Raw genomic sequence first — 24,749 nt, 5'->3', positions numbered from 1 at the left:
TGCCTTTTCTTTTTCAAGTAGTAATAACTTCATGATATGATGTAAGAAATATAATCGTTTAGAGATAAAGGAGTGTATGGAGTGGGGAATGTATCCTTACCGTTAGATTATGTTGTAATTGATTTTGAAACAACAGGATTTAACCCTTATAATGATAAAATTATTCAAGTTGCAGCGGTGAAATATCGTAATCATGAACTCGTAGATCAATTTGTTTCATACGTGAATCCAGAGCGGCCAATTCCGGACCGAATAACGAGTTTAACCGGTATTACCAATTATCGTGTTTCAGATGCACCGACGATTGAAGAGGTATTACCTTTATTTTTAGCATTTTTACATACAAATGTTATTGTGGCCCATAATGCTTCTTTTGATATGCGCTTTTTGAAAAGTAATGTAAATATGCTAGGGCTACCTGAACCTAAAAATAAAGTAATTGATACTGTATTTTTAGCGAAGAAATACATGAAGCATGCGCCTAATCATAAACTTGAAACGTTAAAGCGAATGCTTGGCATTCGTTTAAGCTCTCATAATGCATTTGACGATTGCGTTACGTGTGCTGCTGTTTATCAAAAGTGTGCAGCTATTGAAGAAGAAGGACAGAGAAAAGTAAATAAGGTCTCACTTGATGAAATCGTAGTATACGAAGCGGTGAAAGAAATGCTTGCACGTAATAAACGTAATGTAGAATGGTTACGTTGTATGAATGTAGGAAGTTATTTAGATATAAAAGCTTTTTATCCAGTTATGAGAGTAAAGGTAAAAGGGCGAAAGAAATATATATTAACAGAGATATTAGAAGATGATGTGAAAGAAATATGTACAAGCTTAAAATGTGAACCAGCGTTAAAAAGTGAAGTTGGTAATACGAGAATTATGCTTAATAGCTTAGAGGATGTTATGAAATTAGAAAGTTATATTTTAGAACAGTATGATTTTGTATTACAGGCGCTTCATGATTATAAAGAAAATGAAATGAATGCAGATGAAAAGTTGAAAGAGTATTTAAATATTATGGTATAAAAAACTCCGTGTGCAATATATTGTACACGGAGTTTTTTAGGAGTACTAAAACATAAAATTTTCTTACAAATCTGATTAAAGAGTTTTTCGTTTGCTCATACTATGTAATAAGAAAGCGAAGGAGAGAGGGTGAACAACATGAGAAGAAGTCGCCGTAAATCGTTTGAAGAACTTGTAAATGAAAATAAACAACAATTATTAAGCGATCGTGATGCAATTGATCGCATTGAAGAGCGCATTGAAAAACGTTATGAAATGAAACTTTTTAAGCAAGCTGAATAATTCTTAACACTAGTACGATACTAGTGTTAAGGAGGCGATAGTAATGGGTAATCCGAAAAAAAATTCAAAAGACTTTGCACCAAATCATATTGGAACACAATCGAAAAAAGCTGGTGGAAATAAAGGAAAGCAAATGCAAGATCAAACAGGTAAACAACCGATTGTTGATAACGGTTAAAAAGGAGAATGTTATCATTCTTCTTTTTTGTGAGGAAATGAAAGATGAGTTTTTAGCAGTAATATGAAAAAAAGGGCTGACTTTTGTCAGCCTTTTTTTGTAATCGTAAAATTTTCAACGAGTAAACGCCAATTTTGTGGGAATGGTAAACCGATTTTCCAGTAACTAATACCGCCTATACCTTGTTCTTTCATTAAATTGAATTTACTTTGAACAGACCGTGAATCTTCAAACCAAACTTCGTGTTGCACGCCGTTTTCATCAAAATAATTAAAATGAGGAGCTTGGGCTGTGAAATCATAACGAATAGGAACATTATATTTACGAGCTAGTGCAACAGCTGCGACAGAGCTAATTGCTTTTGCGGGTGGATTTCCTTGTTTAAATGGAAGCTTCCAATCAAACCCGTATAAATTTTGCCCCATCATAATTTTTTGTGGAGGCATTTGAGATTTTGCATATTGAAGTACTTCTTTCACTGGACCGATAGGAGAAATCGCCATCGGTGGACCGCCTTGCCATCCCCAGTCATATGTCATAATGACGACGAAATCAACAATTTGCCCTTGCGCTTTATAATCGTGAGCTTCGAAAAATTTTCCCTTTTGATTTGAACTTGTTTTCGGTACGAGAGTTGTGCTCAATGTATACCCGCTAGGTAAGCGTGTTTTTACATTTCGTAAAAAGCGATTATACGCCTCGCGGTCTTCAGGTGCTACACTCTCGAAATCGAAATGAATGTCTCGCATGCCATATTTTTCAGCTGTTTGCAAAATGTTAGTAATAAATTTGTTTTGAATCGTTGCGTCGCGTAAAATAACTGATGTTAGATCGGCACTGAAATTACCATTTTCAATATTTGTAATAACGAGCATAGGGATTGTTTTACCTTGCGTTGCAATATTAGCGATTTTAGCTGTTTCAGTAGGTTCTTTTAATGTGCCATCTCTTTTTGCCTCAAAACTAAAATAAGCTAAGTATGTTAAGAATGGATTGATGGCACGTGTAGCATTAACTAAACTCTCTTTAATCGGTATAGTTGAAGGTTGTAAATAAGCGATGGATTCTACAGCTCGTTTTGTACCTTTTGGTACGTATAATTGTTGTCCGACATGGAGAATAGATTTTAAAGATAAATTATTCACTTTAGCTAAACTAGCGAGGGGGACATTATATGTTTGAGAAATTCGATATAGGCTGTCACCAGGCTGTACATAATAATTATTCCCTTTCGTATTAACGATAAGTGCCTGACCAACAACGAGTGTTTCAGCTGGATTTAATCCATTGTCTTTTACTATTTCGTCAGGTGTTGATCCATATTTTGATGCCAAGCTATATACGCTATCACCACTACGAACAGTTACAATTTGAATCATATGCTGGCTCCTTTCGGGAAAAGATTCACTATTTTTATTTTATTTTTGATGTCACTGTATTATGATTAAATGTATGCAAGGTAGCAGAAGTGAAAGAAGGCGAATATACATATGTTTGTAGCAGAGCATGAAGTTGAAATCCGTTATGCGGAAACAGATCAAATGGGTGTTGTTTACCATTCAAACTACTTAGTGTGGCTTGAGTTAGGTCGCACGAAACTTATACAAGATTTAGGTTTTTCATATGTTGAAATGGAGAAAGAAGGAATTATTTCTCCTGTGTTAGATTTACAAATTTCATACCGTAAAGCGATGCGTTACGGAGAAAAAGCAATCGTAAAAACATGGGTAGATACTGTGAGCCCACTTCGCGTTGTATATGGATATGAAATATATAATGGTGATGGTGAACTTTGTATTACTGCAAGTACAACGAATATTTGTGCGAAAAAAGAAGGGTTCCGCCCTGTATCATTTAAAAAGTTATATCCTGAGTGGTATGCGAAATATGAGGAAATTAAGAAAAAATAAAAAAGCGTGGCAGAAGCCACGCTTTTTTATTTTTCATAATTAAATTGTGGGAAGTCGTCACCTTCGTTAAGTGTAACAGATAAATTATGTCCATCGAAGAACCATTCATCATCGCCTTCAATAAAGAAGTTAATACCTTCTTCTTGAATTTGAACAGCAGGATGTGCAGGATCATCTTTACGAATACCTAAAGAAAGTCCTTTTTGCACAGTACTGCAACCACCGTATTGTACGAAAAAGCGTAGTGTTTCATTTGATTGTAAGTTTAATTCATTTTTATACCATTGTGCTGCTTCTTTTGTTACGGAAAGATTCATGTATAGTTCCTCCAAATTATGTTGCTTTTCTTTAGTATAAAAAATAACGCAAAAAGACGCTATTAATATGCTTCACGTTTTCTTTTTGCGTTATGTGGGTTACGATCTTATTTTTGCTTTTTTGAAAAGTTTGCTTTTGGTTCAGTTTTATTTATAATTCGTCCGATATTTGCACGGTGTTTATAAATAACCATACCTGCTAATAAACACATCGCAATAATGAAGATTTTATCCCCGCTAACAATGGATGCAATAACAGCAACAACTGCTGTTACCATAGAAGAAAGTGATACGTATCTTGTTGTAAATAAAAGGGTGAAAAATACAACAGCCAATATTGCAAAAACAACTGGTGAATAGCATAATAGCACCCCAGCAGAAGTTGCAACTGCTTTACCACCACGGAATTTCGCGAAGATCGGGTAGACATGTCCAAGAACAGCCGCTAACCCGAACCATAGTGGGTGAATATCTAATCCGAAAATCATTGGTAGACTTGTTGCTAATGTCCCTTTTAAAATGTCAGCAATTGTAACGGTAAAACCTGCTTTTTTCCCTAATGTACGGAATGTGTTTGTTCCGCCTAGATTACCGCTCCCGTGCTCACGAATATCGATTCCGTAGCCAATTTTTCCAACAACTAGTGCAAATGGAATCGAGCCAAGCAAGTAGGCAACGATAAATAAAAGATATGTAGTAACCATAAGTTCAGTCTCCTTTATTCAAATGTGTTGATAAAGGGTAAAAAGAGTTTTTCCCGTATATTGTACCATACATTTGTAAAGAGCACATTTCTTTTTTGTAAATGAAAAATTCATTATTTCGTGAAAAAAATTTCACAGTAATGTTACATTTCTCACAGAAACAGCAAGACTATATGTAGTAACATTTTAATCAAAAGACAACAATATATTGGTGGAGGGTTATAAATGTTACAAAATAATACACGTGGAGAAGAATTAATGAAAGTGTTCGAGACGATAGTCCACGGCAATGAACAAGATTTAATGCAAGAAAATGCAAATGTAGACGGCCGCTCTCCAATGGGTGTAATGGGAACGTTCGCATCTGAGAGTGCAAAATATTATGCTGTTGAGAATTTATTGTCAGATCAAGTGAAAAAAGCGATAAATGAAAATATATTATATCCACATGATTTAGATTTTTATGCGACAGGAACGACGACTTGTTCGCAAATTCCGTTAGCGCAAATGCTTGCTAACGGTTTTCATACTGGACATGGACATATGAGACAACCACAAGACATTAAAAGTGCATTGGCTCTTTCGTCTATTATTTTTCAAGCGAATCAAAATATGCAGCATGGCGGTCAATCGTTTGCACTCTTTGATATTGATTTAGCACCTTATGTACGAAAAACAATTGAGAGACATAAAAAACGATTACAATCATATCCGCTTACGAAAGAACAAATAGAAGAATTTGCATGGAAAGAAACGGAAAATGATACGTATCAAGCGTGTGAGGCTTTCGTTCATAATTCGAATAGTATGCATAGTAGGGGCGGAGGACAAGTACCGTTTATTTCTATTAATTACGGAACAGATACATCAAAAGAAGGGAGAATGTTAATTAAACAACTATTAAAAGCGACACAAGCTGGACTTGGTAAAGGAGAGACACCAATTTTTCCGATTCAAATTTTCAAGATGAAAAAAGGTGTGAATTTTGAAGAAAGTGATCCGAATTACGATTTATTTGAATTAGCATTAGAGACAACTGCAGAGCGATTATTCCCTAACTTTTCATTTTTAGATGCTCCGTTTAATGCAGTGCATTATGATGGAAGACCAGAAAGTGAAGTATGTTACATGGGATGTCGTACCCGTGTTATGTCTAATATACATGGAGAAGAAACAGCGATTGGTAGAGGGAATTTATCATTTACGTCTATCAATTTAGTGAAATTAGCGTTAATTAGTGGTTCAAAAGAAGCATTTTTTGAAGCGCTAAACTACTATTTAGATTTAGGAATTAAGCAGCTATTAGAAAGATTTGCGTATCAATGTACGAAGCGAGCAAGAGATTTTCAGTTTTTATATTCACAAGGTGTATGGCGTGGTGGAGAAACATTGCATCCTGAAGACTCCGTAGCCTCGATTTTAAAACAAGGGACGTTAAGTGTTGGTTTTATCGGTCTTGCGGAATGTTTAGTAGCCTTAACAGGAAAGCATCATGGGGAAGATGAAGAATCATGGAAACTTGGGTACGAAATTATTTCCTTTATGAGAGATAGAATGGATAAAGCGACAGAAGAACATCAACTGAATTTCTCGATAATTGCAACTCCAGCAGAAGGATTATCAGGAAAGTTTGTGAAAAAAGATAGAGAAGAATTTGGCGAGATTAGCGGTATAACGAACCATAATTACTATACGAATTCATTCCATATTCCAGTTTATTATAACATTCAAGCGATAAATAAAATCCGTTTAGAAGGCCCGTTCCATGCTCTCTGTAATGGAGGACACATTACGTATATTGAACTGGACGGAGCAGCGATGCATAACAAAAAGGCATTAAAACAAATTGTACAAGCCATGGCAGAACATGGCGTTGGATACGGTTCAATTAATCATCCTGTTGACCGTTGTAAGTGCTGTAGTTATCACGGGGTTATTGGAAATGAATGTCCAAGTTGCGGGAATGAAGATGAGGCTAATATAGAAAGAATTCGCCGTATAACAGGCTATCTTGTAGGAGATATGTCGAAGTGGAATAGTGCGAAACGTAGTGAAGAGATAGATCGGGTGAAACATAAATGAAAGTGATGAATATTATTCATGATAGTGTAGTAGATGGAGAAGGATTGCGGACAGTCGTGTTTTTTGCGGGCTGTCCGCATCGTTGCGTTGGTTGCCACAATCCGAAATCGTGGAATATTTGCAACGGAATGGAAATGACAGTAGAAGAAATTGTGAAAGAGATTGCAAGTAATCCATTAACTGATGTAACATTTTCAGGTGGAGATCCATTTTTTCAAGCTGCTGAAGTGAAAAAGGTAGCAAAAATCGTGAAAGATTTGAAAAAAAACCTATGGATGTATACAGGCTATACGTTAGAAGAGATACAGAGTTCTCAAAATAATGATATGATAGAGTTGTTACATTATGGGGATGTTTTAGTCGATGGAAGGTTTGAAATTGAGAAAAAAGATTTAACACTTCCATTTCGCGGAAGCTCCAATCAACGTATTATTCGATTGAAAGAGTAAAAAGGCGGGATAGATTATATGAATAAAACAGTATTGCTTGTTGAAGATGAAAGAAGATTACGTGAAATTGTTAGTGATTATTTTCGTAATGAAGGCTTTGAAGTAATCGAAGCAGAAGATGGGAAAAAAGCGTTAGAGTTATTTGCAGAGCATGAAATTGATTTAATTATGTTAGATATTATGTTACCGGAAATAGATGGATGGTCTGTTTGTAGACGAATTAGAAAAGAATCAGCAGTACCAATTATTATGTTGACAGCGCGTTCGGATGAGGATGATACATTGCTAGGTTTCGAATTAGGTGCAGACGAGTATGTAACGAAACCATTTAGCCCGAAAGTATTAGTAGCTCGTGCAAAGACGTTATTGAAACGTGCGGATGGTGCGGTAGGAGTAGCGGAAGAAAATGCTATGTCTTTAGCTGGAATAGAAGTGAATCGTCTATCTAGAACTGTTTTAGTAGATGGAGAAGAAATTATATTGACACATAAAGAATTTGAACTTCTTGTGTATTTAATGGAGAACAAAGGAATTGTGTTATCACGTCAACATTTATTAGACCAGTTATGGGGATATGACTATTACGGTGATGACCGAACGGTTGATACCCATATTAAAAAACTTCGAAATAAGTTAGGAGATAAAGCGAAGCATATCGGTACTGTTATTCGAGTTGGTTATAAATTTGAAGAATAATCTAGAACGATTTGTGTAATTTAGCCTAGGAAAATGGCAATTTTATACTCTCTTTTGAAGGTAGAATGTACAAAAAATACTTTTCTTGTCTACAATGTTAGATAGGAGTATTTTTTTAATTGGATTTCACGATGAGTTCACAAGAAGGACACAAAACGTGACTATACTGAAAATACGAATTCACCAGAGAGGGGAAATAAAACATGGGATATTACGACGGACCAAATTTAAATGAAGAGCATAGTGAAACGAGAGAAGTGAGAAAATCAGGTAGTAAAAAAGGCTATTTCTTCACAGGTTTAGTGGGAGCTGTAGTCGGAGCGGTTTCGATTAGTTTTGCAGCACCATATATGCCATGGGCTCAAAATAATGGAGCACCAGTATCATCATTTAGTTCGGATTCAAAAGTAGAAGGTACTGTAGTTCCTGTTGTAAATAAAGCGAAAAATGAAACTGATTTACCTGGTATGATTGAAGGAGCGAAAGACGTTGTTGTAGGTGTTATTAATATGCAGCAAAGTGTTGATCCATTTGCAATGCAACCGACAGGTCAAGAACAACAAGCTGGTTCAGGATCAGGTGTTATTTATAAAAAAGCAGGAAATAAAGCATATATTGTAACAAACAACCACGTAGTAGATGGTGCAAATAAACTTGCTGTAAAACTAAGTGATGGTAAAAAGGTAGATGCAAAGTTAGTAGGGAAAGATCCTTGGTTAGATTTAGCTGTTGTTGAAATTGACGGCTCTAATGTGAATAAAGTTGCAACTTTAGGTGACTCAAGTAAAATCCGTGCGGGTGAAAAAGCAATTGCAATCGGTAACCCACTAGGATTTGATGGAAGTGTAACGGAAGGCATTATTAGTAGTAAAGAACGTGAAATTCCAGTTGATATTGATGGCGATAAACGACCAGATTGGCAAGCACAAGTTATTCAAACAGATGCAGCGATTAACCCAGGTAATAGTGGTGGTGCATTATTTAACCAAAATGGTGAAATAATTGGGATTAATTCAAGTAAAATTGCACAGCAAGAAGTTGAAGGAATTGGATTTGCTATTCCAATTAATATCGCAAAGCCAGTTATTGAATCACTTGAAAAAGACGGAGTGGTAAAACGTCCAGCTCTTGGAGTAGGTGTCGTTTCGTTAGAAGATGTGCAAGCTTATGCAGTCAATCAATTGAAAGTACCGAAAGAAGTAACGAATGGTGTTGTATTAGGTAAAATTTACCCAATATCACCGGCAGAAAAAGCTGGTTTAGAGCAATATGATATTGTAGTAGCATTAGATGATCAAAAAGTAGAAAACTCACTTCAATTCCGTAAATATTTATATGAAAAGAAAAAAGTAGGCGAGAAAGTAGAAGTTACATTCTACCGTAACGGTCAAAAAATGACGAAATCGGCTACTTTAGCAGATAATTCAGCTACAAAGAATCAATAATCGAAATAAAAGAAAGTCTCTTTCATATTGAAAGAGACTTTCTTTATCGGCTATACTAAAGGAATAGGAGGGATTAATTATGACAATTGAAAACCCAACTCGTACGGAAATTGGTGAAGTGTTAAAGAAAAGCAAAACAATTGCGGTTGTTGGATTATCAGATAAGCCAGAACGTACATCGTATATGGTTTCAAAAGCAATGCAAGATGCTGGATACCGTATTATTCCAGTTAATCCAACAGTAGATGAGGTGCTTGGAGAAAAGGCAGTTTCTTCACTAAAGGATATTAAGGAACACGTTGACATAGTAAATGTATTTCGTCGCTCAGAGTTTTTAATGGGTGTTGCAAAAGAATTTGTAGAGATTGATGCAGATGTTTTTTGGGCACAATTAGGAGTACAAGATGAAGATACATATAAACTTTTAAAAGAAAAAGACTATACTGTAATAATGGATCGTTGTATTAAAGTAGAACATGCGATGACAAAATAGTATAGATTTAAAAGTAGAAAGATTGATTCAGCCCTCATTATAGATAAGTAGGGCCGATGAACGAGGTGTTCATCATGAGATTTTTTAAAGGCTGTTTTTGGGGATTGTTATTTGTAATCCCATTTTGGATCTTGATCATTTGGATCATAATAAAGGTTTGGAATGTGTAATCTTGGAATACATATCCATTTCTCGTTGACAAACGATTATTTTTCTGAAATAGTAGCCTAGAGGAATCCTTGTGAGAAAACAAGGATTTTTCTATTGAAGATGGTATATAAAAGAGATAAGATAACTTGCCAAAACTATAGTCGAGGCGTTATTCTATAATAGAAACATATGTTCTGATTTTGGATTAGGAAAGGGGCAAGGAGTTTGGCGAAGCATCAGTTCCAATATAATGAAGATGCGATTCAAGTGTTAGAAGGACTTGAAGCCGTTCGAAAACGCCCGGGTATGTATATCGGGAGTACGGATAGCCGTGGATTGCATCATTTAGTATATGAAATAGTAGATAACTCCGTTGACGAAGCGTTAGCGGGATTTGGCGACGAAATTTCAGTCGTAATACATAAAGATAATAGTATTAGCGTTATAGATAAAGGGCGAGGAATGCCTACGGGAATGCATAAACTTGGGAAACCTACACCTGAAGTTATTTTAACTGTACTTCATGCAGGTGGTAAGTTTGGTCAAGGTGGCTATAAAACGAGTGGTGGTTTACACGGTGTTGGGGCATCAGTTGTAAACGCTTTGTCAGAATGGTTAGTAGTAACAATTAAACGTGATGGTAACATTTATGAACAACGCTTTGAAAATGGTGGCGTTCCTGCAACGACGTTAGAGAAAATCGGGAAAACAAAAGAGTCTGGTACGACAATGCACTTCAAACCAGATACAACGATTTTCAGCACGACAAATTACAATTATGAAACATTATGCGAGAGATTACGTGAATCTGCATTCTTATTAAAAGGAATGAAAATCTCGATAAAAGACGAACGTAATGATTTAGAAGATATATTTCATTATGAAACAGGAATCGAAGCTTTCGTTTCATATTTAAACGAAGAAAAAGATTCAATTCACCCGGTTGTATATTTCACTGGTGAACAAAACGGGATTGAAGCAGAACTAGCATTCCAGTTTAATGATGGTTACTCAGAAAATATTCTTTCGTTTGTAAATAACGTACGTACAAAAGATGGTGGAACACACGAAGCTGGATTTAAAACAGCAATGACGCGTGTGTTCAATGAGTATGCTCGTAAAGTTTCATTATTAAAAGAAAAAGATAAAAATTTAGAAGGTACAGATATTCGTGAAGGTGTAGCGGCTATCGTTTCTGTACGTGTACCAGAAGAAGTACTTCAGTTTGAAGGACAAACGAAAGGGAAACTTGGTACAAGTGAAGCTCGTTCTTCTATTGATGCCATTGTCTCAGAGCATTTAGCTTACTTTTTAGAGGAAAACCCGGATGTAGCTACACTTCTTGTGAGAAAGGCAGTTAAAGCAGCGCAAGCACGTGAGGCTGCTCGTAAAGCGAGAGAAGAAGCACGTAGTGGTAAGAAGAAGAAAAAATCAGAAGGTACGTTAAGCGGGAAGTTAACACCTGCACAATCACGTAATCCTCAGAAAAACGAATTGTATTTAGTAGAGGGTGACTCTGCTGGTGGTTCAGCGAAACAAGGACGAGACCGTCGTTTCCAGGCCGTATTACCATTACGTGGTAAAGTAATTAATACAGAGAAAGCAAAGCTTGCTGATATCTTTAAAAATGAAGAGATTAATACAATCATTTATGCGATTGGCGGCGGTGTAGGAAATGAATTTGATGTTGAAGATATTAACTACGATAAAGTTGTAATTATGACCGATGCCGATACGGATGGAGCTCATATTCAAGTATTGTTATTAACGTTCTTCTACAGATATATGAAGCCACTTATCGAAGCGGGTAAAGTGTTTATCGCACTCCCTCCTTTATACAAAGTAAGTAAAGGAAAAGGTAAGAGTGAAGTAATTGAATACGCTTGGTCAGATGAGGAATTAGACGGTGTAACGAAAAAAGTTGGAAAAGGCTATATGTTACAACGTTATAAAGGGCTTGGTGAAATGAATGCGGATCAATTATGGGAAACAACAATGAATCCTGAAACGCGTACATTAATTCGCGTGAAAATTGATGATGCAGCAAGAGCAGAGCGTCGCGTTACAACATTAATGGGCGATAAAGTAGAACCGCGCCGTAAATGGATTGAACGTAATGTACAGTTTGGTATGCAAGAAGAAGGAAATATTTTAGAAAATGAAATGATTATGGAGACGGAGGTGGAATAACATGCAAGCAGAGAAGTTTCATGACCTCCCGCTTGAAGACGTGTTAGGTGATCGCTTTGCACGTTATAGTAAATATATTATTCAAGATCGTGCACTTCCAGATGCACGTGATGGCTTAAAGCCAGTACAAAGACGTATTTTATATTCTATGTATGTAGAAGGTAATGTACATGATAAAGCGTTTCGTAAATCAGCTAAAACAGTAGGTAATGTTATCGGTAATTATCATCCACATGGAGATTCCTCTGTATATGAAGCAATGGTACGCTTAAGCCAAACTTGGAAAGTACGTAATGTTTTAGTTGAAATGCATGGTAATAACGGTAGTGTTGATGGGGACCCAGCGGCAGCAATGCGTTATACGGAAGCTCGTTTATCACCAATCGCATCTGAATTATTACGTGATCTTGATAAAGAAACAGTTGAATTCGTGTCAAACTTTGATGATACGAGTGAAGAACCAGTTGTATTACCAGCAGCGTTCCCGAATTTATTAGTGAACGGATCTACAGGGATTTCCGCTGGTTATGCAACAGAAATTCCTCCGCATCATCTTGGAGAAGTTATTGATGCTACAATGATGCGTATTGATAAGCCAAATAGTACTGTTGATGATTTATTAACAGTTATGAAAGGACCAGATTTCCCAACAGGCGGTATTATTCAAGGGATTGATGGTATTAAAAAGGCGTATGAAACAGGTAAAGGTAAAATTATTATTCGTGGAAAAGCAGAAGTTGAAACAGTGCGCGGTGGGAAACAACAAATTGTAATCACTGAAATTCCTTACGAAGTGAATAAGGCAAACCTTGTAAAGAAAATGGATGAATTACGTCTAGATAAAAAGTTAGATGGTATTGCTGAAGTGCGTGATGAGACAGATCGTACTGGTTTACGAATTGTTGTTGAATTAAAGAAAGAAGCAAACGCCGAAGGTATTTTAAATTATTTATATAAAAATACAGATTTACAAATTCCATATAACTTTAATATGGTAGCGATTAATAATCGTCGTCCAACACTTATGACATTACCAAAAATTTTGGATGCTTATATTGGACATCAAAAAGAGGTTATTACGAGACGTTCGCAATATGAATTAAGAAAAGCAGAAAATCGTCAACATATTGTAGAAGGTTTAAAGAAAGCATTATCGATTTTAGATCAAGTAATCGAGACAATTCGAGCTTCAAAAGATAAACGTAATGCGAAAGATAATTTAAGTGCAAAATTTGGCTTTACAGAAGCACAGGCGGAAGCAATTGTTTCCTTGCAATTATATCGCTTAACGAATACAGACATTACGGCGTTACAAGAAGAAGCAGATGAGCTTAATAAGAAAATTCTAGAGCTACAGTCAATTTTACAAAGTGAAAAAAGATTACTTCAAGTCATTAAAACTGATTTGAAGAGAGTTAAGAAAACATATAGTGATGATCGCCGTGCTATTATTGAAGAACAAATTGAAGAAATTAAAATAGACGTAGAAGTGATGATTCCACAAGAAGATGTCATCGTTACTGTAACGAAAGAAGGATATGTGAAACGTACTGGATGGCGCTCACATAATGCATCAAACGGCAAAGACTTCGGTATGAAAGAGGGTGACATCTTACTTGAACGATTCGATACGAATACGACTGAAACAGTTCTTTTATTCACAAGTAAAGGGAACTATATATATCTTCCAGTATACGAAATGCCAGATATTCGTTGGAAAGATTTAGGTCAGCACGTTGCAAATATCGTTTCACTCGACCGAGATGAAACGATCATTTGGGCAACGGTTGTACCGAACTTTGAGGAAGAAAAACGATTTATCGTATTTGTAACACGAAATGGTATGATAAAGAAAACAGAATTAAATCAATATAAAGTTCAGCGTTATTCAAGGGCATTCGTTGCTGTAAACTTGAAAAAAGATGATGAAGTTGTCGATATATTTGCGACAGATGGAACGAGTGATATCGTTCTTGCTACACATGGTGCATATGCACTTATTTTCCATGAAGATGAAGTAAGTCCAGTCGGTGTAAGAGCTGCTGGTGTGAAAGCAATTAATTTAAAAGAAGATGACTATGTCGCTTCTGGTAAACCGTTAAATGGTGATAAAGATCAACTTATTCTCGTAACGCAGCGTGGTGCTGTAAAACGTCTAAAAGCATCAGAAATTGAAAAATCAACGAGGGCGAAGCGAGGCCTTGTTATTTTCAAAGAGTTAAAACGTAATCCGTACCGCATTGTCGGTATTGAAATTGTTCGGGACGATGAATTAGTTTACATGAAGACAGAGAAAAACATTGTAGAAGAGATTGATCCGAAAGCGTATCGAAATAAAGACCGGTATAGTAATGGTAGCCTAGTGCTAGATGTAAATGATACTGGTGAAGTAGTAGAAACGTGGACGAAGAAAAGACCAGAATAAAGAGGGCATCTTGCTATGAATAGTAGCAAGATGCTTTTTTCTAGGCAATTTATTATGTAAATAATAATAATCTTGTTATAATAACTGAATGAAATCGTTCTCATAAAGTTCAACTAATCGGGCTTTAACAAGCAGTTGATTCCTCACCTAATTCCTTAGCTTTCACTGAATTTTGGGTTAGGAATCTTACTGCTCGTTAAAGCGGCACAAATGGAGGGGCAACATGAAAAAAATAGGTGTAGGGATTGTAGGATTTGGTTTTTCTAGTACGACATTTCATATCCCACTATTACAAACAATAGAAGAATATGATATTCGTGCTGTATTATCCTCAAAAGAAGAGGTAGTAAAAGAAACATTACCAAACGCTAATGTTGTTAGTACAATTGATGAATTGGTGAAGCGAGCTGATGTTGACTTAGTTGTTATTACATCACCTAATACAACTCATTTTCCATATGTAAAAGAAGCAATTTTAAACGGTAAGCATGTTGTTGTAGAAAAACCATTTGTTGTCTCAATTGAAGAGGGGGAAGAGCTTATTTCATTAGCAGAGCAGCATAATGTAATGTTAAGCGTATATCATAATCGTCGTTTTGATAATGATTTCTTAACAATTAAGAAATTGTTAGGAGAAAACAGAGTAGGGAATGTATACGCATATGAATCAAATTTTGATCGTTTCCGTCCACATGTACGTGATCGATGGAGAGAAAAAAATCTACCAGGTTCCGGTATATTATACGATTTAGGATCGCATTTAATTGACCAAGCGTTATCAATATTCGGGAAACCAGATGCGATAAGTGCAGATGTAATAAAACAACGACCAGGTGCAGAGGTGGATGATTATTTCCATATAGTACTTCATTACGGAGTTAAACGTGTCATTTTACGTAGCAGCAGTTATGTGAAAAAAGCTGGACCGCATTTTATAGTGCATGGAGAGAAAGGTTCTATCGTGAAGTACGGTATGGATTCGCAGGAAGAGCAATTAAAAAATGGAATGAAGCCAGGCGATAACGGTTATGGGGTAGACGATGAAGAGAATTTTGCTACGTTAGAAACAGAAGAAAGCCTAGAGCGTATTCCAACAGAAGTCGGTTGTTATGACAATTATTATAAAGGTGTACGAGATAGTATATTAAATGGTGAGAAACTACCTGTAACAGCAAAAGAAGGTTTAGATGTTATTAAATTGATTCAATTAGCGATTGAAAGTAGTGAAAAGGGTAGAGTCATTTCTATAAAATAAAAAAGACACGAAATTCGTGTCTTTTTTATTAGGAATATGTGAATATGATTAATTATTTAGTTTAGTCGTTTATCATACATTAATTGGATTTGTATGCCATAAGGATCTTCAATAATACCATATGCTTCACTAAATATATTTTTTTCTAGCGGAGAGATTATTTTCACATGCTCATCGGAAATTAAATTATTATAAAACGTTTGTATCTCTTCTAAATTAGCGCTTTGAATGCAAAGTGACATGTTATTTCCAACGTTATAAAGTTCATTAAGCTTCATTGTATCTTCCGCTATCATTAGCTTTGTATTCCCAATTTGTAAAACAGAGTGAGCAATATGATCTTTATTTTCACTTGTAATTTTAAAAGAACTATCTCTTTTCGCCAGTTCTTCATACGTAACAATCATTAACTTTTTGGCTTCTAAATTACGTATATAAAAATTAATCGCCTCCTTTGCTTGCCCATTCATTGAAAGAAAAATAGCTATTTCTAATGTCATAAATATATAACTCCTTTATTAGTTGATAATTATAATATAGATTAAAAAGGTTTCAATACATGATACCTTTTTGGGAGGGAAATATGAAAAAAACTGAACGAATAAATGACATGCTTATTTTCTTAAATAATAAAAGATATTTTAATTTAAAAGATTTAATGGCTAGATATGATATTTCTAAAAGTACCGCGTTGCGAGATATTCAATCATTGGAAGAAATAGGTGTACCCATATATTCTGAACTAGGTAGAAATGGAAGTTATAAAATTATAGAAAATAGTGTGTTATCGCCAATTTATTTTAGTGTGGATGAAATGTATGCGCTATACTTTTCAATTCTTACGCTAAATGGATACAAGACAAAACCATTTAATGTAGAAAGTATTGCACTTGAAAATAAATTTAAACATGTATTACCTGATAATGTGAGTAAAAATATTTCAATCATGGAACGAACGCTTTCCTTTGAAGTAACAAATCATAGTAATTTTAGTCCATTCTTAAAAGAAATTTTACAGGGAATTTTTGCTGAGCGAGTTTATCATTTAACATATTTAAAAAAAGGTGAGGAGCAAGCATTGGTTGCCCAATTTATTCGATTAGAATCTAAATTTGGCCAGTGGTATGCTAAAATCTTTAATTTTGAGACAAATAATGTTCAAATAATTAGATGTGATAAAATTCTTTCTATTGTGGAAACGAGCAATATTAATCCAAAAAATCTTGAAGAATTATTAAGTTATCTTACTACTTTTCACAGAAAGCCTGATGCAATTGATTTTAGCGTAATTGTTAATCAAAAAGGAAAGGATATTTTTGATAAAGAGAATTATCCTTCCATGAGGATGCAAAAGGAAAATGAAAATTACATTATAACAGGCTATTTTAACAAGCAAGAATTTGATTTTATTTCAAATTACTTTCTGAATTTCGGTGAAACGATTATCTCAATTCAGCCTGTTATGCTAAAAGAGTTAATCTATAATAAGGTGTTATCTATAAAGCAGCATTTAACCTTTTTAAGATAAAGTTAGTTTTAGTCATTTTTTGATATGAAAAAGCCCTTGCGATTTAAATATCCAAAGGGCTTTTTGGTGATTCTATTTGTTCTTTAGAAAAATTATTTTTCTGGGACGGAGAGTCCATAAAAGAACATCGTAACGATATCTTGTATATGTTTTTCGCGATCTCCTTCAAGAAGTTGTGCCCCAAAATCATCACCTAATTTAGTAAACATTTGAATGTAAAGTAACATCATTTCTTTAGTAAGGTGTGGATTAATTTCGTTTTTGCGCTGAGCTTGTTCTAATATTTCTAAATACCAGGGCAGGATTTTTTCATTTTGATAACTATAAATAAACTTACGGAGTTCTTCGTCCCTTTGCATCATTTGTAGTAACATATCAGGTTGAAATAACCCGCCAGTATTCATTTTTCTTACAATCATTTTTTGCATCATATCATGAAAAGGTAATTTTTCTTCTGCAAGCTCTTTATAATATTGAAATTCAGATATGATAAATTCTTGTATAAGCTCCCTAAATAACGCATCTTTACTTCCGAAATGATTATAAATTGTAACTTGAGAAACGTTTGCTTCTTTTGCGATATGTTCTATTTTCACTTCATTAAATCCACGTTCTGAAAATAATACGAATGCTGCTTCTTTAATGGCACGCTTTTTCTTTTCTTTTACTCTTTCAAAGCCGTTCAATGCAATCACCTCACTTAAAATATACAAGAAAAAATAATGGAAAACAATAATTTTGAAATATGGACTAATAAATATTTCAAAAAGTTGTTGCGAATATGGAAGATGAGGAGTACAATAATTTTGAAATATCACATATTCAATATTTCAAAAAAATGAGGTGGAATTATGATTTCAGTTCAAGATGTCACAAAACAGTTTTCGAATGGAAAAGGTTTGTTTCATATTACATTTGATGTAAAAGAGGGAGAAGTATTTGGTTATTTAGGACCGAATGGTGCCGGAAAATCAACGACGATTCGTAATTTAATGGGATTTATAAAACCGACAGCTGGTAAAGCGACAATTTTTGGATTAGATTGTTGGAATGAAGCAGCGAAAATTCAAAGGGAAGTTGGTTATCTACCGGGTGAAATTTCTTTTATTGAAGGAATGAACGGATTAGAGTTTTTAAAATTAATGCAGGGAATGCGTGGATTAAAGGATACGAAAAGACGAGATGAACTGATAGAGCGTCTGCAATTTGATGTGAAAACACCGATTCGCAAAATGTCTAAAGGAATGAAGCAAAAAGTAGGGATAGTCGCTGCATTTATGCACGATCCAGAGGTGTTAATTTTAGATGAACCAACATCTGGACTTGATCCACTTATGCAACAAGTGTTTATAGATTTAATATTAGAGGAAAAGCAAAGAGGAAAAACAATCCTAATGTCATCACATATTTTTACTGAAATTGAGAGAACTTGTGACAGAGTAGCTATTATTAAAGATGGTCGACTCGTAACGGTTGAAAATATTCACGATTTACAAAGTATGAGAAGACAGGTGATAGATGTAACAGTATCATCACAAGAAGAGATTGAGTCCCTTATAAAGTGTAATTTGCAATTTGAAGCGGTAAAAGGTAGAGAGGCATCTATCATTGTACAAGGAAACTATCAAACTGTTTTACAAACACTTTCAAACTATAATGTAACGGCACTTCAAACGAGAGCGATGGATTTAGAACATTTATTTATGCATTATTACGATAAGAAAGAAGGGGTAACGCATGAATAAGCAATTGTTTTTAGCTAGTTTGAAAGAAACACAAAAAAGTATTTTGAGTTATGCGTGTGGTGCGGCTTTATATTTGTGGTTATTAATTTGGATATTCCCGTCAATGGTATCAGCGAAAGGGCTAAATGAATTAATAGCTGCCATGCCTGATAGTGTGAAAAAAATCGTTGGTATGGAAAGTCCGATTCAAAACGTAATGGATTTTCTAGCGGGCGAATACTATAGTCTATTGTTTATTATCATTTTAACAATTTTTTGCGTAACAGTTGCGACACATTTAATTGCTCGTCATGTAGATAAAGGAGCAATGGCATACTTGCTAGCAACACCTGTATCTAGAGTGCAAATTGCTATTACACAAGCTGCTGTTCTCATATTGGGACTTCTGATTATTGTATCTGTTACGTATGTAGCTGGGTTAGTAGGTGCAGAATGGTTTTTACAAGATAATAACTTAAATAAAGAATTATTTTTGAAGATAAATGTAGTCGGAGGGCTCATATTTTTAGTCGTTAGTGCGTATTCATTTTTCTTTTCTTGTATATGTAATGACGAAAGAAAAGCACTAAGTTATTCAGCGAGTTTAACTATCTTATTTTTCGTATTGGATATGGTAGGGAAGTTAAGTGATAAGTTAGAGTGGATGAGAAATATATCATTATTTACGCTATTTCGTCCGAAAGAAATTGCTGAAGGAACGTATAATATATGGCCTGTAAGTATAGGGTTAACTGCCGGAGCACTTTGTATTTTCATAGTAGCAATTGTAGTGTTTAAGAAGAGGGATTTACCGTTATAAAGTAGAAAGTCCACTAGAAAGTGGGCTTTTTTTATTTGTAAATTAAAACTAGTATGTTTATCGCATAACACTTATAAAGGATATTTATCTTTTTAATTAAGAAAATATTCAAAAAAATGAACCTTTTTCTAGGTTCATACGTCTAATACATGTAAAGTTAAATTGGAAGTGATAAAGTGAGGATGAAACAGGAGGAGCAATTGTGAAAGTAATCCCTTTATATAAAATGATTATAAAAGAAGAAACGGATGTTTCTTTGGCGAAAAAAGGTAATCATGAAGCCTTTATAGCGCTTATGCATACAGAAAAAGTGAAGATGTATCGAATAGCAAAGGCGATGTTACGTGATGAGACAAATATAGAGGATGCGATACAGACAACAATTTTAAAGGCCTATGAAAATATAAAAAAATTAAAAAAAGAAGAATTTTTTCAAACTTGGTTAATTCGAATACTAATAAATGAGTGTAACAATATTATTAGAGCGTATAAAAATGTAATTGTGACAGAAGAGAATGATTACAATATGAGTGCGTGTGATCAGTATGAAGATATAGATTTGTGTAATGCGATTCAATCGTTACATGAAGAATTAAGAGCTGTTACGGTGCTTTATTATTATGAAGATATGAATCAAGAGAGTATAGCAAAGCTGTTAGAAATACCGAAAGGAACAGTGAAATCAAGATTGTCACGCGCGAGGGAACAACTACAAAAACGATTAAAGATGGAATAGGGGGTGTAAAGGATGGATAATGAAAAATTATTTGATGAGAAATTAAAAAAGAGAATAAAAGATGAAAATGTTATAGTACCTCCAGAGTTAAATGAAAAAATTAATGGCACGCTACATAATCTTAAGGTAAAAAAGAAGAGTTACAAAATTCATATGATGATAATTAGTGCAGCGGTTTGTATACTTTCAGTGGTATCTATGTCTGAGTTTTCTATACAAAGTTTTGCGCAAAATGGTGGAGTATTTGAATATGTAAAGAAAAAAGCGTTTTCTGATTTTGAAAATGAAGAAGAAATAAAATCGAATGTACATTATCCAGATAAAGAAAAGATTCATCAAAAAATGCTAGATTCTATTGATTATTTTAAAAATATTTCAGGACAATTTGAGGAATATTCTAGCTCATCAAGAATTGCTACAACATATAAGTATGCGATTGATACGGAGAAACAAAGAGGTATCTCTTCGAAAGAAGATAAACTAGCCAAAAAACGAACAATTATATATAACGAGGGGAAGAAAAAAGAGTTTGATGATGAGAAGTATACCTATAAAGAGACAAAATGGAACCCGAAAGAAAGAAACAATGAACTATTAAAATTAAATCCTACGGAAAGGTTAGTGAGAAAATCAGATGAGAAAAAGCGATATGATGATGAATATATAGGGCTAGCTAAATATAGTATTCAATCAGAATTCGCAGATTTGTTAATTCGATATAAAGATTGGAATTATAAAGAAACGAAATATCTTGGATTAGATTGTTACAAAATTGAAGGAGTCATCAACATAGAGATGCCTGTTAGCACCTCTGAAGATTTAAGAGGGAAATTCGAAATGGTTGTGGAGAAAAATACAGGGATTATGTTGAAATTTCTTAGTTTTCAAGAAGGCTTGATTCAATATTCAGTTACGACTGAATGGATACAAATAGATAAGGGATTGAAAGAAAGTATGTTTCAAAAGGATAGCGCTAAATATGAAAGAATGAAAAACATATTGGATGAATAGAAACAGGAGGAGAGTAAATGGAGAATCATTCAACTTTAAGAGAAGAGAAAAATAAGCAAAAATATAAAAAGAAAACGATAATAAGTTTACTACTGGCGGTATTACTATTTGGTGGAATTGGCTATGGAGCCTATGTATATATGAAAACTTCTAGTCTCGTACAAAAATCTAATTTGAATTTAGCACGAGGTGAAAAATCCAATTTACGTGAGAAATCTGTAAAGCCAATTGCAAATCATGTTTCACTTTTAATTATGGGAATTGATGAAAATCAAGAACGACAAAAGGAATATAATGGTGCATTTCATACAGATGCATTATTGTTAGCGACTTTTAATAAAGACGATAAAACAGTGAAATTAACGAGCATACCGCGTGATACATATACATATGTTCCAGTTGAAAAGAAAAAAGATAAAATAACCCATGCATATGGAAGTGGTTTCGTTAAAAATGGTAGAGATGGAGGACCGCAAGCTTCTGTGGAAGCGGTAGAAAAATTGTTACAGGTGCCCGTTGATTATTTTGTGAAATTTAATTTTGGTTCCTTTACTAAAATTGTTGATGGGTTAGATGGTATTGAAGTGGATGTCCCGGTTGAATTTACGGAGCAAAATAGTAAAGATGAACCTGATGCGATTCATTTGAAAAAAGGATTACAAAAATTAAATGGGGAAGAAGCACTTGCACTAGCAAGAACGCGCCATATTGATAGTGATGCAATGAGAGGACAGCGCCAACAACTTGTTATTGAAGCGATTTTAAGTAAATTAAAAAGTGTGGGATCGATTACGAAGCTAGAAAAAATAGTTGAGGCGGTTGATAGTGATTTTAAAACAAATTTAGTAATGGATGATATTTTATCTTTTTATAAATACGGTTTAAACGGTTCAGTTGAAAAAATACAATTAGCTGGTGATGATTTATACTTACCTAATGGCCCAAACGGGCAACGTGTATATTATTATAACCCTAATAAAAAAGATCTACAGAGTTTGAGTAATACTCTTAGAACACATCTAGGGTTAAGTGAAAAGCAAATTGAGGAGAATTAAAGCAGACGAAATGTCTGCTTTTTTATTTTTGTAGAAAAGAGGTTTGTTACGATATACATTATTTATTAACAATAATTTACAAGTTTGTTTATAGTGAAGGGATATAAAGACTATTAAATCAATACATAGAATTCCATGAGGTATAGTGTTTCGAAAGGTTAAGGAATTTTTATGAATATTACTGTAAAAAAATAATTTTTTAAAAATTTTCAATAATAACACTTTACAAAACTCAAAAAATTAGTAGAATAATAGTTAATAAGAATCTTCTGATAAATATATAAAGAGAAACAGAATTATCAGAAAATTCTTAAGTGAGAGCGTTAAGAATTAGGGAGGGTACAGAAAGTGAAAAAGAAAAAAATGAAAAAACTAACAGCGGTTGTAGTACCAGTTTTAGCAATGAGTATGGCATTAACAGCATGTTCTACATCAGGTGGAGATAAGAAGACAAGCACAAATTCTAGCTCTGGTGGAGATAGTAAATCAGAAGGAAAATTAGCAGCAAAACAAGTACTAAATCGTACTGAAACAAATGAGATTCCAACAATGGATACTTCTAAAAATACAGATACATTAGGTTCTCAAATTTTAGGGAACACAATGGAAGGTTTATATCGATTAGATAAAGATAACAAACCAATCCCAGCTGCTGCAGAATCAAGCACGAAGAGTGAGGATGGTAAAAAATATACATTTAAATTACGTAAAGATGCAAAATGGTCAAATGGTGATCCTGTAACAGCGAAAGATTTCGTATATGCATGGCAACGCCTATTAGATCCAAAAACAGCTGCTGAGTATGCATTTATCGCATTCCCAATTAAAAATGCAGAAGCGGTGAATAAAGGTGAAAAACCTGTAACAGAACTAGGAGTAAAGGCAGTAGATGATACTACTTTAGAAGTTGAATTAGAACAAGCAGTACCATACTTCTTAAACTTAGTAGCATTCCCATCGTACTATCCGTTAAATGAGAAGTTTGTAAAAGAAAAAGGGGATAAATACGGTTTAGAGTCTGATACAACAGTATATAATGGACCGTTTGTTCTAACTGATTGGAAGCATGAGCAAGGCTGGAAATTAAAGAAAAATGATCAATATTGGGATAAAAAGACTGTAAAACTAGATGAGATTAATTATAGTGTTGTAAAAGAACCAGCAACACGTGTGAATTTATATGATAGTGGTCAAATTGATGTTGCTTTATTAACGGGAGAGTTTGTTGATAAGTATAGAAATAATAAGGAAGAGTTTGGGACTTATTCACAAGTAAGTACTTACTTTATTCGTATGAACCAAAAACGTGGTGGACAAGATACACCATTAAAGAGTCAAAAATTACGTGAAGCAATTGCCTACTCTATTGATAAGAAAAATTTAGCAAATGTTATTTTAAATGATGGATCTAAACCAGCAGACTTCTTAGTACCGAAAGGATTAGCAACTGGACCAGACGGTAAAGACTTCCAAGAAACATTTAAAAACGGTATCAAACCAGATGCGAAAAAAGCAGCTGCTGCATGGGAAGCAGCGAAAAAAGAACTTGGAAAAGATCAAGTTACAATTGAGCTATTAAACTATGATACTGGTAATGCGAAAAAAGTTGGGGAATATGTAAAAGATCAAATCGAGAAGAATTTAAAAGGTGTAACAGTTAATATTAAACTTCAGCCGTTCAAGCAAAAACTAAAATTAGAAACAGAGCAAGATTATGATATTTCATATGGCGGTTGGAATCCAGATTATGCGGATCCAATGACATTCTTAGATATGTTTGAGTCTAAACATTCTCATAACCAAATGAGCTTCTCTGATCAGAAATATGATGAAATGATTAAAAAAGCTGGTGGAGAATTAATGGGCGATGCGAAGAAACGTTGGGAAGAGCTAGGACAAGCTGAGAAATTACTTCTTGAGAAAGATGTAGCAATTGTGCCTTTATACCAACGTGGTGATGCATATGTTCAAAAACCAAATGCAAAAGGCATCGTTCACCATAACATTAGCCCAGAGTATAGCTTCAAGTGGACATATATGACTGAAAAAGATGGAAAATAATTTTTAAACAGTGATGCTATATTTAAGTGGATGTATACAAGTTTCTTAGCTTATTTTGTAGTGAGAATCTCGTTAGCCACAATAGAAAGATAAAATGATAGAGCATTCCAAAAGTAGATTATTTACTTTTGGAATGCTCTTTTTATTATGAGATTACATGTAAATAAATCGATAGATGTAAGGAAGAATTTGTATCATGACAATTGTAA

24 protein-coding genes are annotated in these 24,749 nt (G+C 34.3%); 19 read left to right on the top strand and 5 right to left on the bottom strand.

The genetic code is table 11. The annotated features are described in order from the left end of the window. Positions 1-81: 81 nt before the first annotated feature. The 3 genes from MHH27_RS18440 to sspN all read left to right on the top strand — a co-directional run bounded on the left by MHH27_RS18440 (position 82) and on the right by sspN (position 1,489). Entirely contained in the window at positions 82-1,029 is a 948-nt protein-coding gene (locus tag MHH27_RS18440) for a 3'-5' exonuclease (RefSeq protein WP_098235305.1), read from the top strand. A gap of 138 nt (positions 1,030-1,167) precedes the next feature. Then, the gene (locus tag MHH27_RS18435; RefSeq protein ID WP_001254699.1) at positions 1,168-1,311 is read left to right on the top strand and encodes an FbpB family small basic protein; all 144 of its coding nucleotides are present in this window, start codon (positions 1,168-1,170) and stop codon (positions 1,309-1,311) included. A gap of 43 nt (positions 1,312-1,354) precedes the next feature. Next, on the top strand, positions 1,355-1,489 hold the full coding sequence (sspN, locus tag MHH27_RS18430; RefSeq protein ID WP_000527987.1) for an acid-soluble spore protein SspN: 135 nt from the start codon (positions 1,355-1,357) through the stop codon (positions 1,487-1,489). An 86-nt stretch (positions 1,490-1,575) separates the two neighbouring features. On the opposite strand, the gene MHH27_RS18425 is transcribed toward sspN, so the two are convergent. Continuing rightward, positions 1,576-2,868 carry a glycosyl hydrolase family 18 protein gene (locus MHH27_RS18425; protein ID WP_000614855.1) on the bottom strand — a complete coding sequence of 431 codons (1,293 nt, stop codon included), beginning with the start codon at positions 2,866-2,868 and terminating at the stop codon, positions 1,576-1,578. Positions 2,869-2,979: 111 nt separating this feature from the next. Here MHH27_RS18425 and MHH27_RS18420 point away from each other — a divergent pair, with 111 nt between their 5' ends. Next, complete coding sequence (locus tag MHH27_RS18420) at positions 2,980-3,399, top strand: acyl-CoA thioesterase (RefSeq protein ID WP_000495812.1); 420 nt, start codon at positions 2,980-2,982, stop codon at positions 3,397-3,399. A 26-nt stretch (positions 3,400-3,425) separates the two neighbouring features. Here MHH27_RS18420 and MHH27_RS18415 read toward each other — a convergent pair whose 3' ends face one another. Together MHH27_RS18415 and plsY are read right to left on the bottom strand one after the other, a co-directional pair. Further along, entirely contained in the window at positions 3,426-3,716 is a 291-nt protein-coding gene (locus MHH27_RS18415; RefSeq protein ID WP_001054453.1) for a HesB/YadR/YfhF family protein, read from the bottom strand. A 107-nt stretch (positions 3,717-3,823) separates the two neighbouring features. After that, positions 3,824-4,420, bottom strand: coding sequence for a glycerol-3-phosphate 1-O-acyltransferase PlsY (plsY, locus tag MHH27_RS18410; RefSeq protein ID WP_000258974.1), 597 nt, complete (start codon positions 4,418-4,420; stop codon positions 3,824-3,826). A gap of 225 nt (positions 4,421-4,645) precedes the next feature. On the opposite strand from plsY, the gene MHH27_RS18405 reads away from it, so the two are divergent. The 8 genes from MHH27_RS18405 (at position 4,646) to MHH27_RS18370 (ending at position 15,605) form a co-directional block, all read left to right on the top strand. Then, positions 4,646-6,502, top strand: coding sequence for an anaerobic ribonucleoside triphosphate reductase (locus MHH27_RS18405; RefSeq protein WP_098235306.1), 1,857 nt, complete (start codon positions 4,646-4,648; stop codon positions 6,500-6,502). Continuing rightward, positions 6,499-6,951, top strand: coding sequence for an anaerobic ribonucleoside-triphosphate reductase activating protein (nrdG, locus tag MHH27_RS18400; protein WP_098235307.1), 453 nt, complete (start codon positions 6,499-6,501; stop codon positions 6,949-6,951). Before MHH27_RS18405 ends, nrdG begins: the two co-directional genes overlap by 4 nt. An 18-nt stretch (positions 6,952-6,969) precedes the next feature. Beyond that, positions 6,970-7,647, top strand: coding sequence for a response regulator transcription factor (locus MHH27_RS18395; RefSeq protein WP_001044679.1), 678 nt, complete (start codon positions 6,970-6,972; stop codon positions 7,645-7,647). A gap of 203 nt (positions 7,648-7,850) precedes the next feature. Next, positions 7,851-9,092 (top strand): S1C family serine protease, encoded by a 1,242-nt coding sequence (locus tag MHH27_RS18390; RefSeq protein WP_000542643.1) that lies wholly within the window; start codon positions 7,851-7,853, stop codon positions 9,090-9,092. A 79-nt stretch (positions 9,093-9,171) separates the two neighbouring features. Beyond that, positions 9,172-9,585 carry a CoA-binding protein gene (locus MHH27_RS18385; RefSeq protein ID WP_000151392.1) on the top strand — a complete coding sequence of 138 codons (414 nt, stop codon included), beginning with the start codon at positions 9,172-9,174 and terminating at the stop codon, positions 9,583-9,585. 375 nt (positions 9,586-9,960) lie between these two features. After that, positions 9,961-11,925, top strand: coding sequence for a DNA topoisomerase IV subunit B (gene parE / locus MHH27_RS18380; RefSeq protein ID WP_001062197.1), 1,965 nt, complete (start codon positions 9,961-9,963; stop codon positions 11,923-11,925). A gap of 1 nt (position 11,926) precedes the next feature. Further along, positions 11,927-14,350: a DNA topoisomerase IV subunit A gene (gene parC, locus MHH27_RS18375; protein WP_001147467.1), complete on the top strand. Its 2,424-nt coding sequence runs from the start codon at positions 11,927-11,929 to the stop codon at positions 14,348-14,350. 223 nt (positions 14,351-14,573) lie between these two features. Next, positions 14,574-15,605, top strand: coding sequence for an oxidoreductase (locus MHH27_RS18370; protein ID WP_090977393.1), 1,032 nt, complete (start codon positions 14,574-14,576; stop codon positions 15,603-15,605). 56 nt (positions 15,606-15,661) lie between these two features. Here MHH27_RS18370 and MHH27_RS18365 read toward each other — a convergent pair whose 3' ends face one another. After that, positions 15,662-16,105: a VOC family protein gene (locus tag MHH27_RS18365; protein ID WP_090977395.1), complete on the bottom strand. Its 444-nt coding sequence runs from the start codon at positions 16,103-16,105 to the stop codon at positions 15,662-15,664. A 59-nt stretch (positions 16,106-16,164) separates the two neighbouring features. Between MHH27_RS18365 and MHH27_RS18360 the strand changes: the two genes are divergently transcribed. Next, on the top strand, positions 16,165-17,133 hold the full coding sequence (locus tag MHH27_RS18360; RefSeq protein ID WP_089171584.1) for a helix-turn-helix transcriptional regulator: 969 nt from the start codon (positions 16,165-16,167) through the stop codon (positions 17,131-17,133). Positions 17,134-17,225: 92 nt separating this feature from the next. On the opposite strand, the gene MHH27_RS18355 is transcribed toward MHH27_RS18360, so the two are convergent. Continuing rightward, positions 17,226-17,828 carry a TetR/AcrR family transcriptional regulator gene (locus MHH27_RS18355; protein WP_003291871.1) on the bottom strand — a complete coding sequence of 201 codons (603 nt, stop codon included), beginning with the start codon at positions 17,826-17,828 and terminating at the stop codon, positions 17,226-17,228. Between the two features lie 156 nt (positions 17,829-17,984). Between MHH27_RS18355 and MHH27_RS18350 the strand changes: the two genes are divergently transcribed. The 6 genes from MHH27_RS18350 to MHH27_RS18325 all read left to right on the top strand — a co-directional run bounded on the left by MHH27_RS18350 (position 17,985) and on the right by MHH27_RS18325 (position 24,540). After that, positions 17,985-18,878: an ABC transporter ATP-binding protein gene (locus MHH27_RS18350; RefSeq protein WP_023522720.1), complete on the top strand. Its 894-nt coding sequence runs from the start codon at positions 17,985-17,987 to the stop codon at positions 18,876-18,878. Beyond that, complete coding sequence (locus tag MHH27_RS18345; RefSeq protein ID WP_090977396.1) at positions 18,871-19,677, top strand: ABC transporter permease subunit; 807 nt, start codon at positions 18,871-18,873, stop codon at positions 19,675-19,677. The genes MHH27_RS18350 and MHH27_RS18345 overlap by 8 nt, the downstream gene beginning before the upstream one ends. A 202-nt stretch (positions 19,678-19,879) precedes the next feature. Further along, positions 19,880-20,413, top strand: coding sequence for an RNA polymerase sigma factor (locus MHH27_RS18340; RefSeq protein ID WP_023522718.1), 534 nt, complete (start codon positions 19,880-19,882; stop codon positions 20,411-20,413). 12 nt (positions 20,414-20,425) lie between these two features. Continuing rightward, positions 20,426-21,424: an anti-sigma factor gene (locus MHH27_RS18335; RefSeq protein ID WP_090977398.1), complete on the top strand. Its 999-nt coding sequence runs from the start codon at positions 20,426-20,428 to the stop codon at positions 21,422-21,424. 17 nt (positions 21,425-21,441) lie between these two features. Then, entirely contained in the window at positions 21,442-22,479 is a 1,038-nt protein-coding gene (locus tag MHH27_RS18330) for an LCP family protein (RefSeq protein ID WP_340943656.1), read from the top strand. Positions 22,480-22,827: 348 nt separating this feature from the next. Further along, a complete protein-coding gene (locus tag MHH27_RS18325) occupies positions 22,828-24,540 on the top strand; it encodes a peptide ABC transporter substrate-binding protein (RefSeq protein ID WP_110497357.1) in 1,713 nt (570 codons plus the stop codon). Positions 24,541-24,749: the final 209 nt, after the last annotated feature.

The sequence above is a fragment of the Bacillus sp. FSL L8-0152 genome (assembly GCF_038006365.1).
Lineage (GTDB): Bacteria > Bacillota > Bacilli > Bacillales > Bacillaceae_G > Bacillus_A > Bacillus_A cereus.
Note: the sequence above shows the minus strand (reverse complement) of the source record. Positions and strands in the feature narration are given on the sequence as shown.

Coding starts and splice junctions, on each gene's coding strand:
- MHH27_RS18435 (WP_001254699.1), top strand. CDS start 1,168: ATGAGAAGAAGTCGCCGTAAATCGTTTGAAGAACTTGTAAATGAAAAT.
- sspN (WP_000527987.1), top strand. CDS start 1,355: ATGGGTAATCCGAAAAAAAATTCAAAAGACTTTGCACCAAATCATATT.
- MHH27_RS18425 (WP_000614855.1), bottom strand. CDS start 2,868: ATGATTCAAATTGTAACTGTTCGTAGTGGTGATAGCGTATATAGCTTG.
- MHH27_RS18420 (WP_000495812.1), top strand. CDS start 2,980: ATGTTTGTAGCAGAGCATGAAGTTGAAATCCGTTATGCGGAAACAGAT.
- MHH27_RS18415 (WP_001054453.1), bottom strand. CDS start 3,716: ATGAATCTTTCCGTAACAAAAGAAGCAGCACAATGGTATAAAAATGAA.
- plsY (WP_000258974.1), bottom strand. CDS start 4,420: ATGGTTACTACATATCTTTTATTTATCGTTGCCTACTTGCTTGGCTCG.
- MHH27_RS18405 (WP_098235306.1), top strand. CDS start 4,646: ATGTTACAAAATAATACACGTGGAGAAGAATTAATGAAAGTGTTCGAG.
- nrdG (WP_098235307.1), top strand. CDS start 6,499: ATGAAAGTGATGAATATTATTCATGATAGTGTAGTAGATGGAGAAGGA.
- MHH27_RS18395 (WP_001044679.1), top strand. CDS start 6,970: ATGAATAAAACAGTATTGCTTGTTGAAGATGAAAGAAGATTACGTGAA.
- MHH27_RS18390 (WP_000542643.1), top strand. CDS start 7,851: ATGGGATATTACGACGGACCAAATTTAAATGAAGAGCATAGTGAAACG.
- MHH27_RS18385 (WP_000151392.1), top strand. CDS start 9,172: ATGACAATTGAAAACCCAACTCGTACGGAAATTGGTGAAGTGTTAAAG.
- parC (WP_001147467.1), top strand. CDS start 11,927: ATGCAAGCAGAGAAGTTTCATGACCTCCCGCTTGAAGACGTGTTAGGT.
- MHH27_RS18370 (WP_090977393.1), top strand. CDS start 14,574: ATGAAAAAAATAGGTGTAGGGATTGTAGGATTTGGTTTTTCTAGTACG.
- MHH27_RS18365 (WP_090977395.1), bottom strand. CDS start 16,105: ATGACATTAGAAATAGCTATTTTTCTTTCAATGAATGGGCAAGCAAAG.
- MHH27_RS18360 (WP_089171584.1), top strand. CDS start 16,165: ATGATACCTTTTTGGGAGGGAAATATGAAAAAAACTGAACGAATAAAT.
- MHH27_RS18350 (WP_023522720.1), top strand. CDS start 17,985: ATGATTTCAGTTCAAGATGTCACAAAACAGTTTTCGAATGGAAAAGGT.
- MHH27_RS18345 (WP_090977396.1), top strand. CDS start 18,871: ATGAATAAGCAATTGTTTTTAGCTAGTTTGAAAGAAACACAAAAAAGT.
- MHH27_RS18335 (WP_090977398.1), top strand. CDS start 20,426: ATGGATAATGAAAAATTATTTGATGAGAAATTAAAAAAGAGAATAAAA.
- MHH27_RS18330 (WP_340943656.1), top strand. CDS start 21,442: ATGGAGAATCATTCAACTTTAAGAGAAGAGAAAAATAAGCAAAAATAT.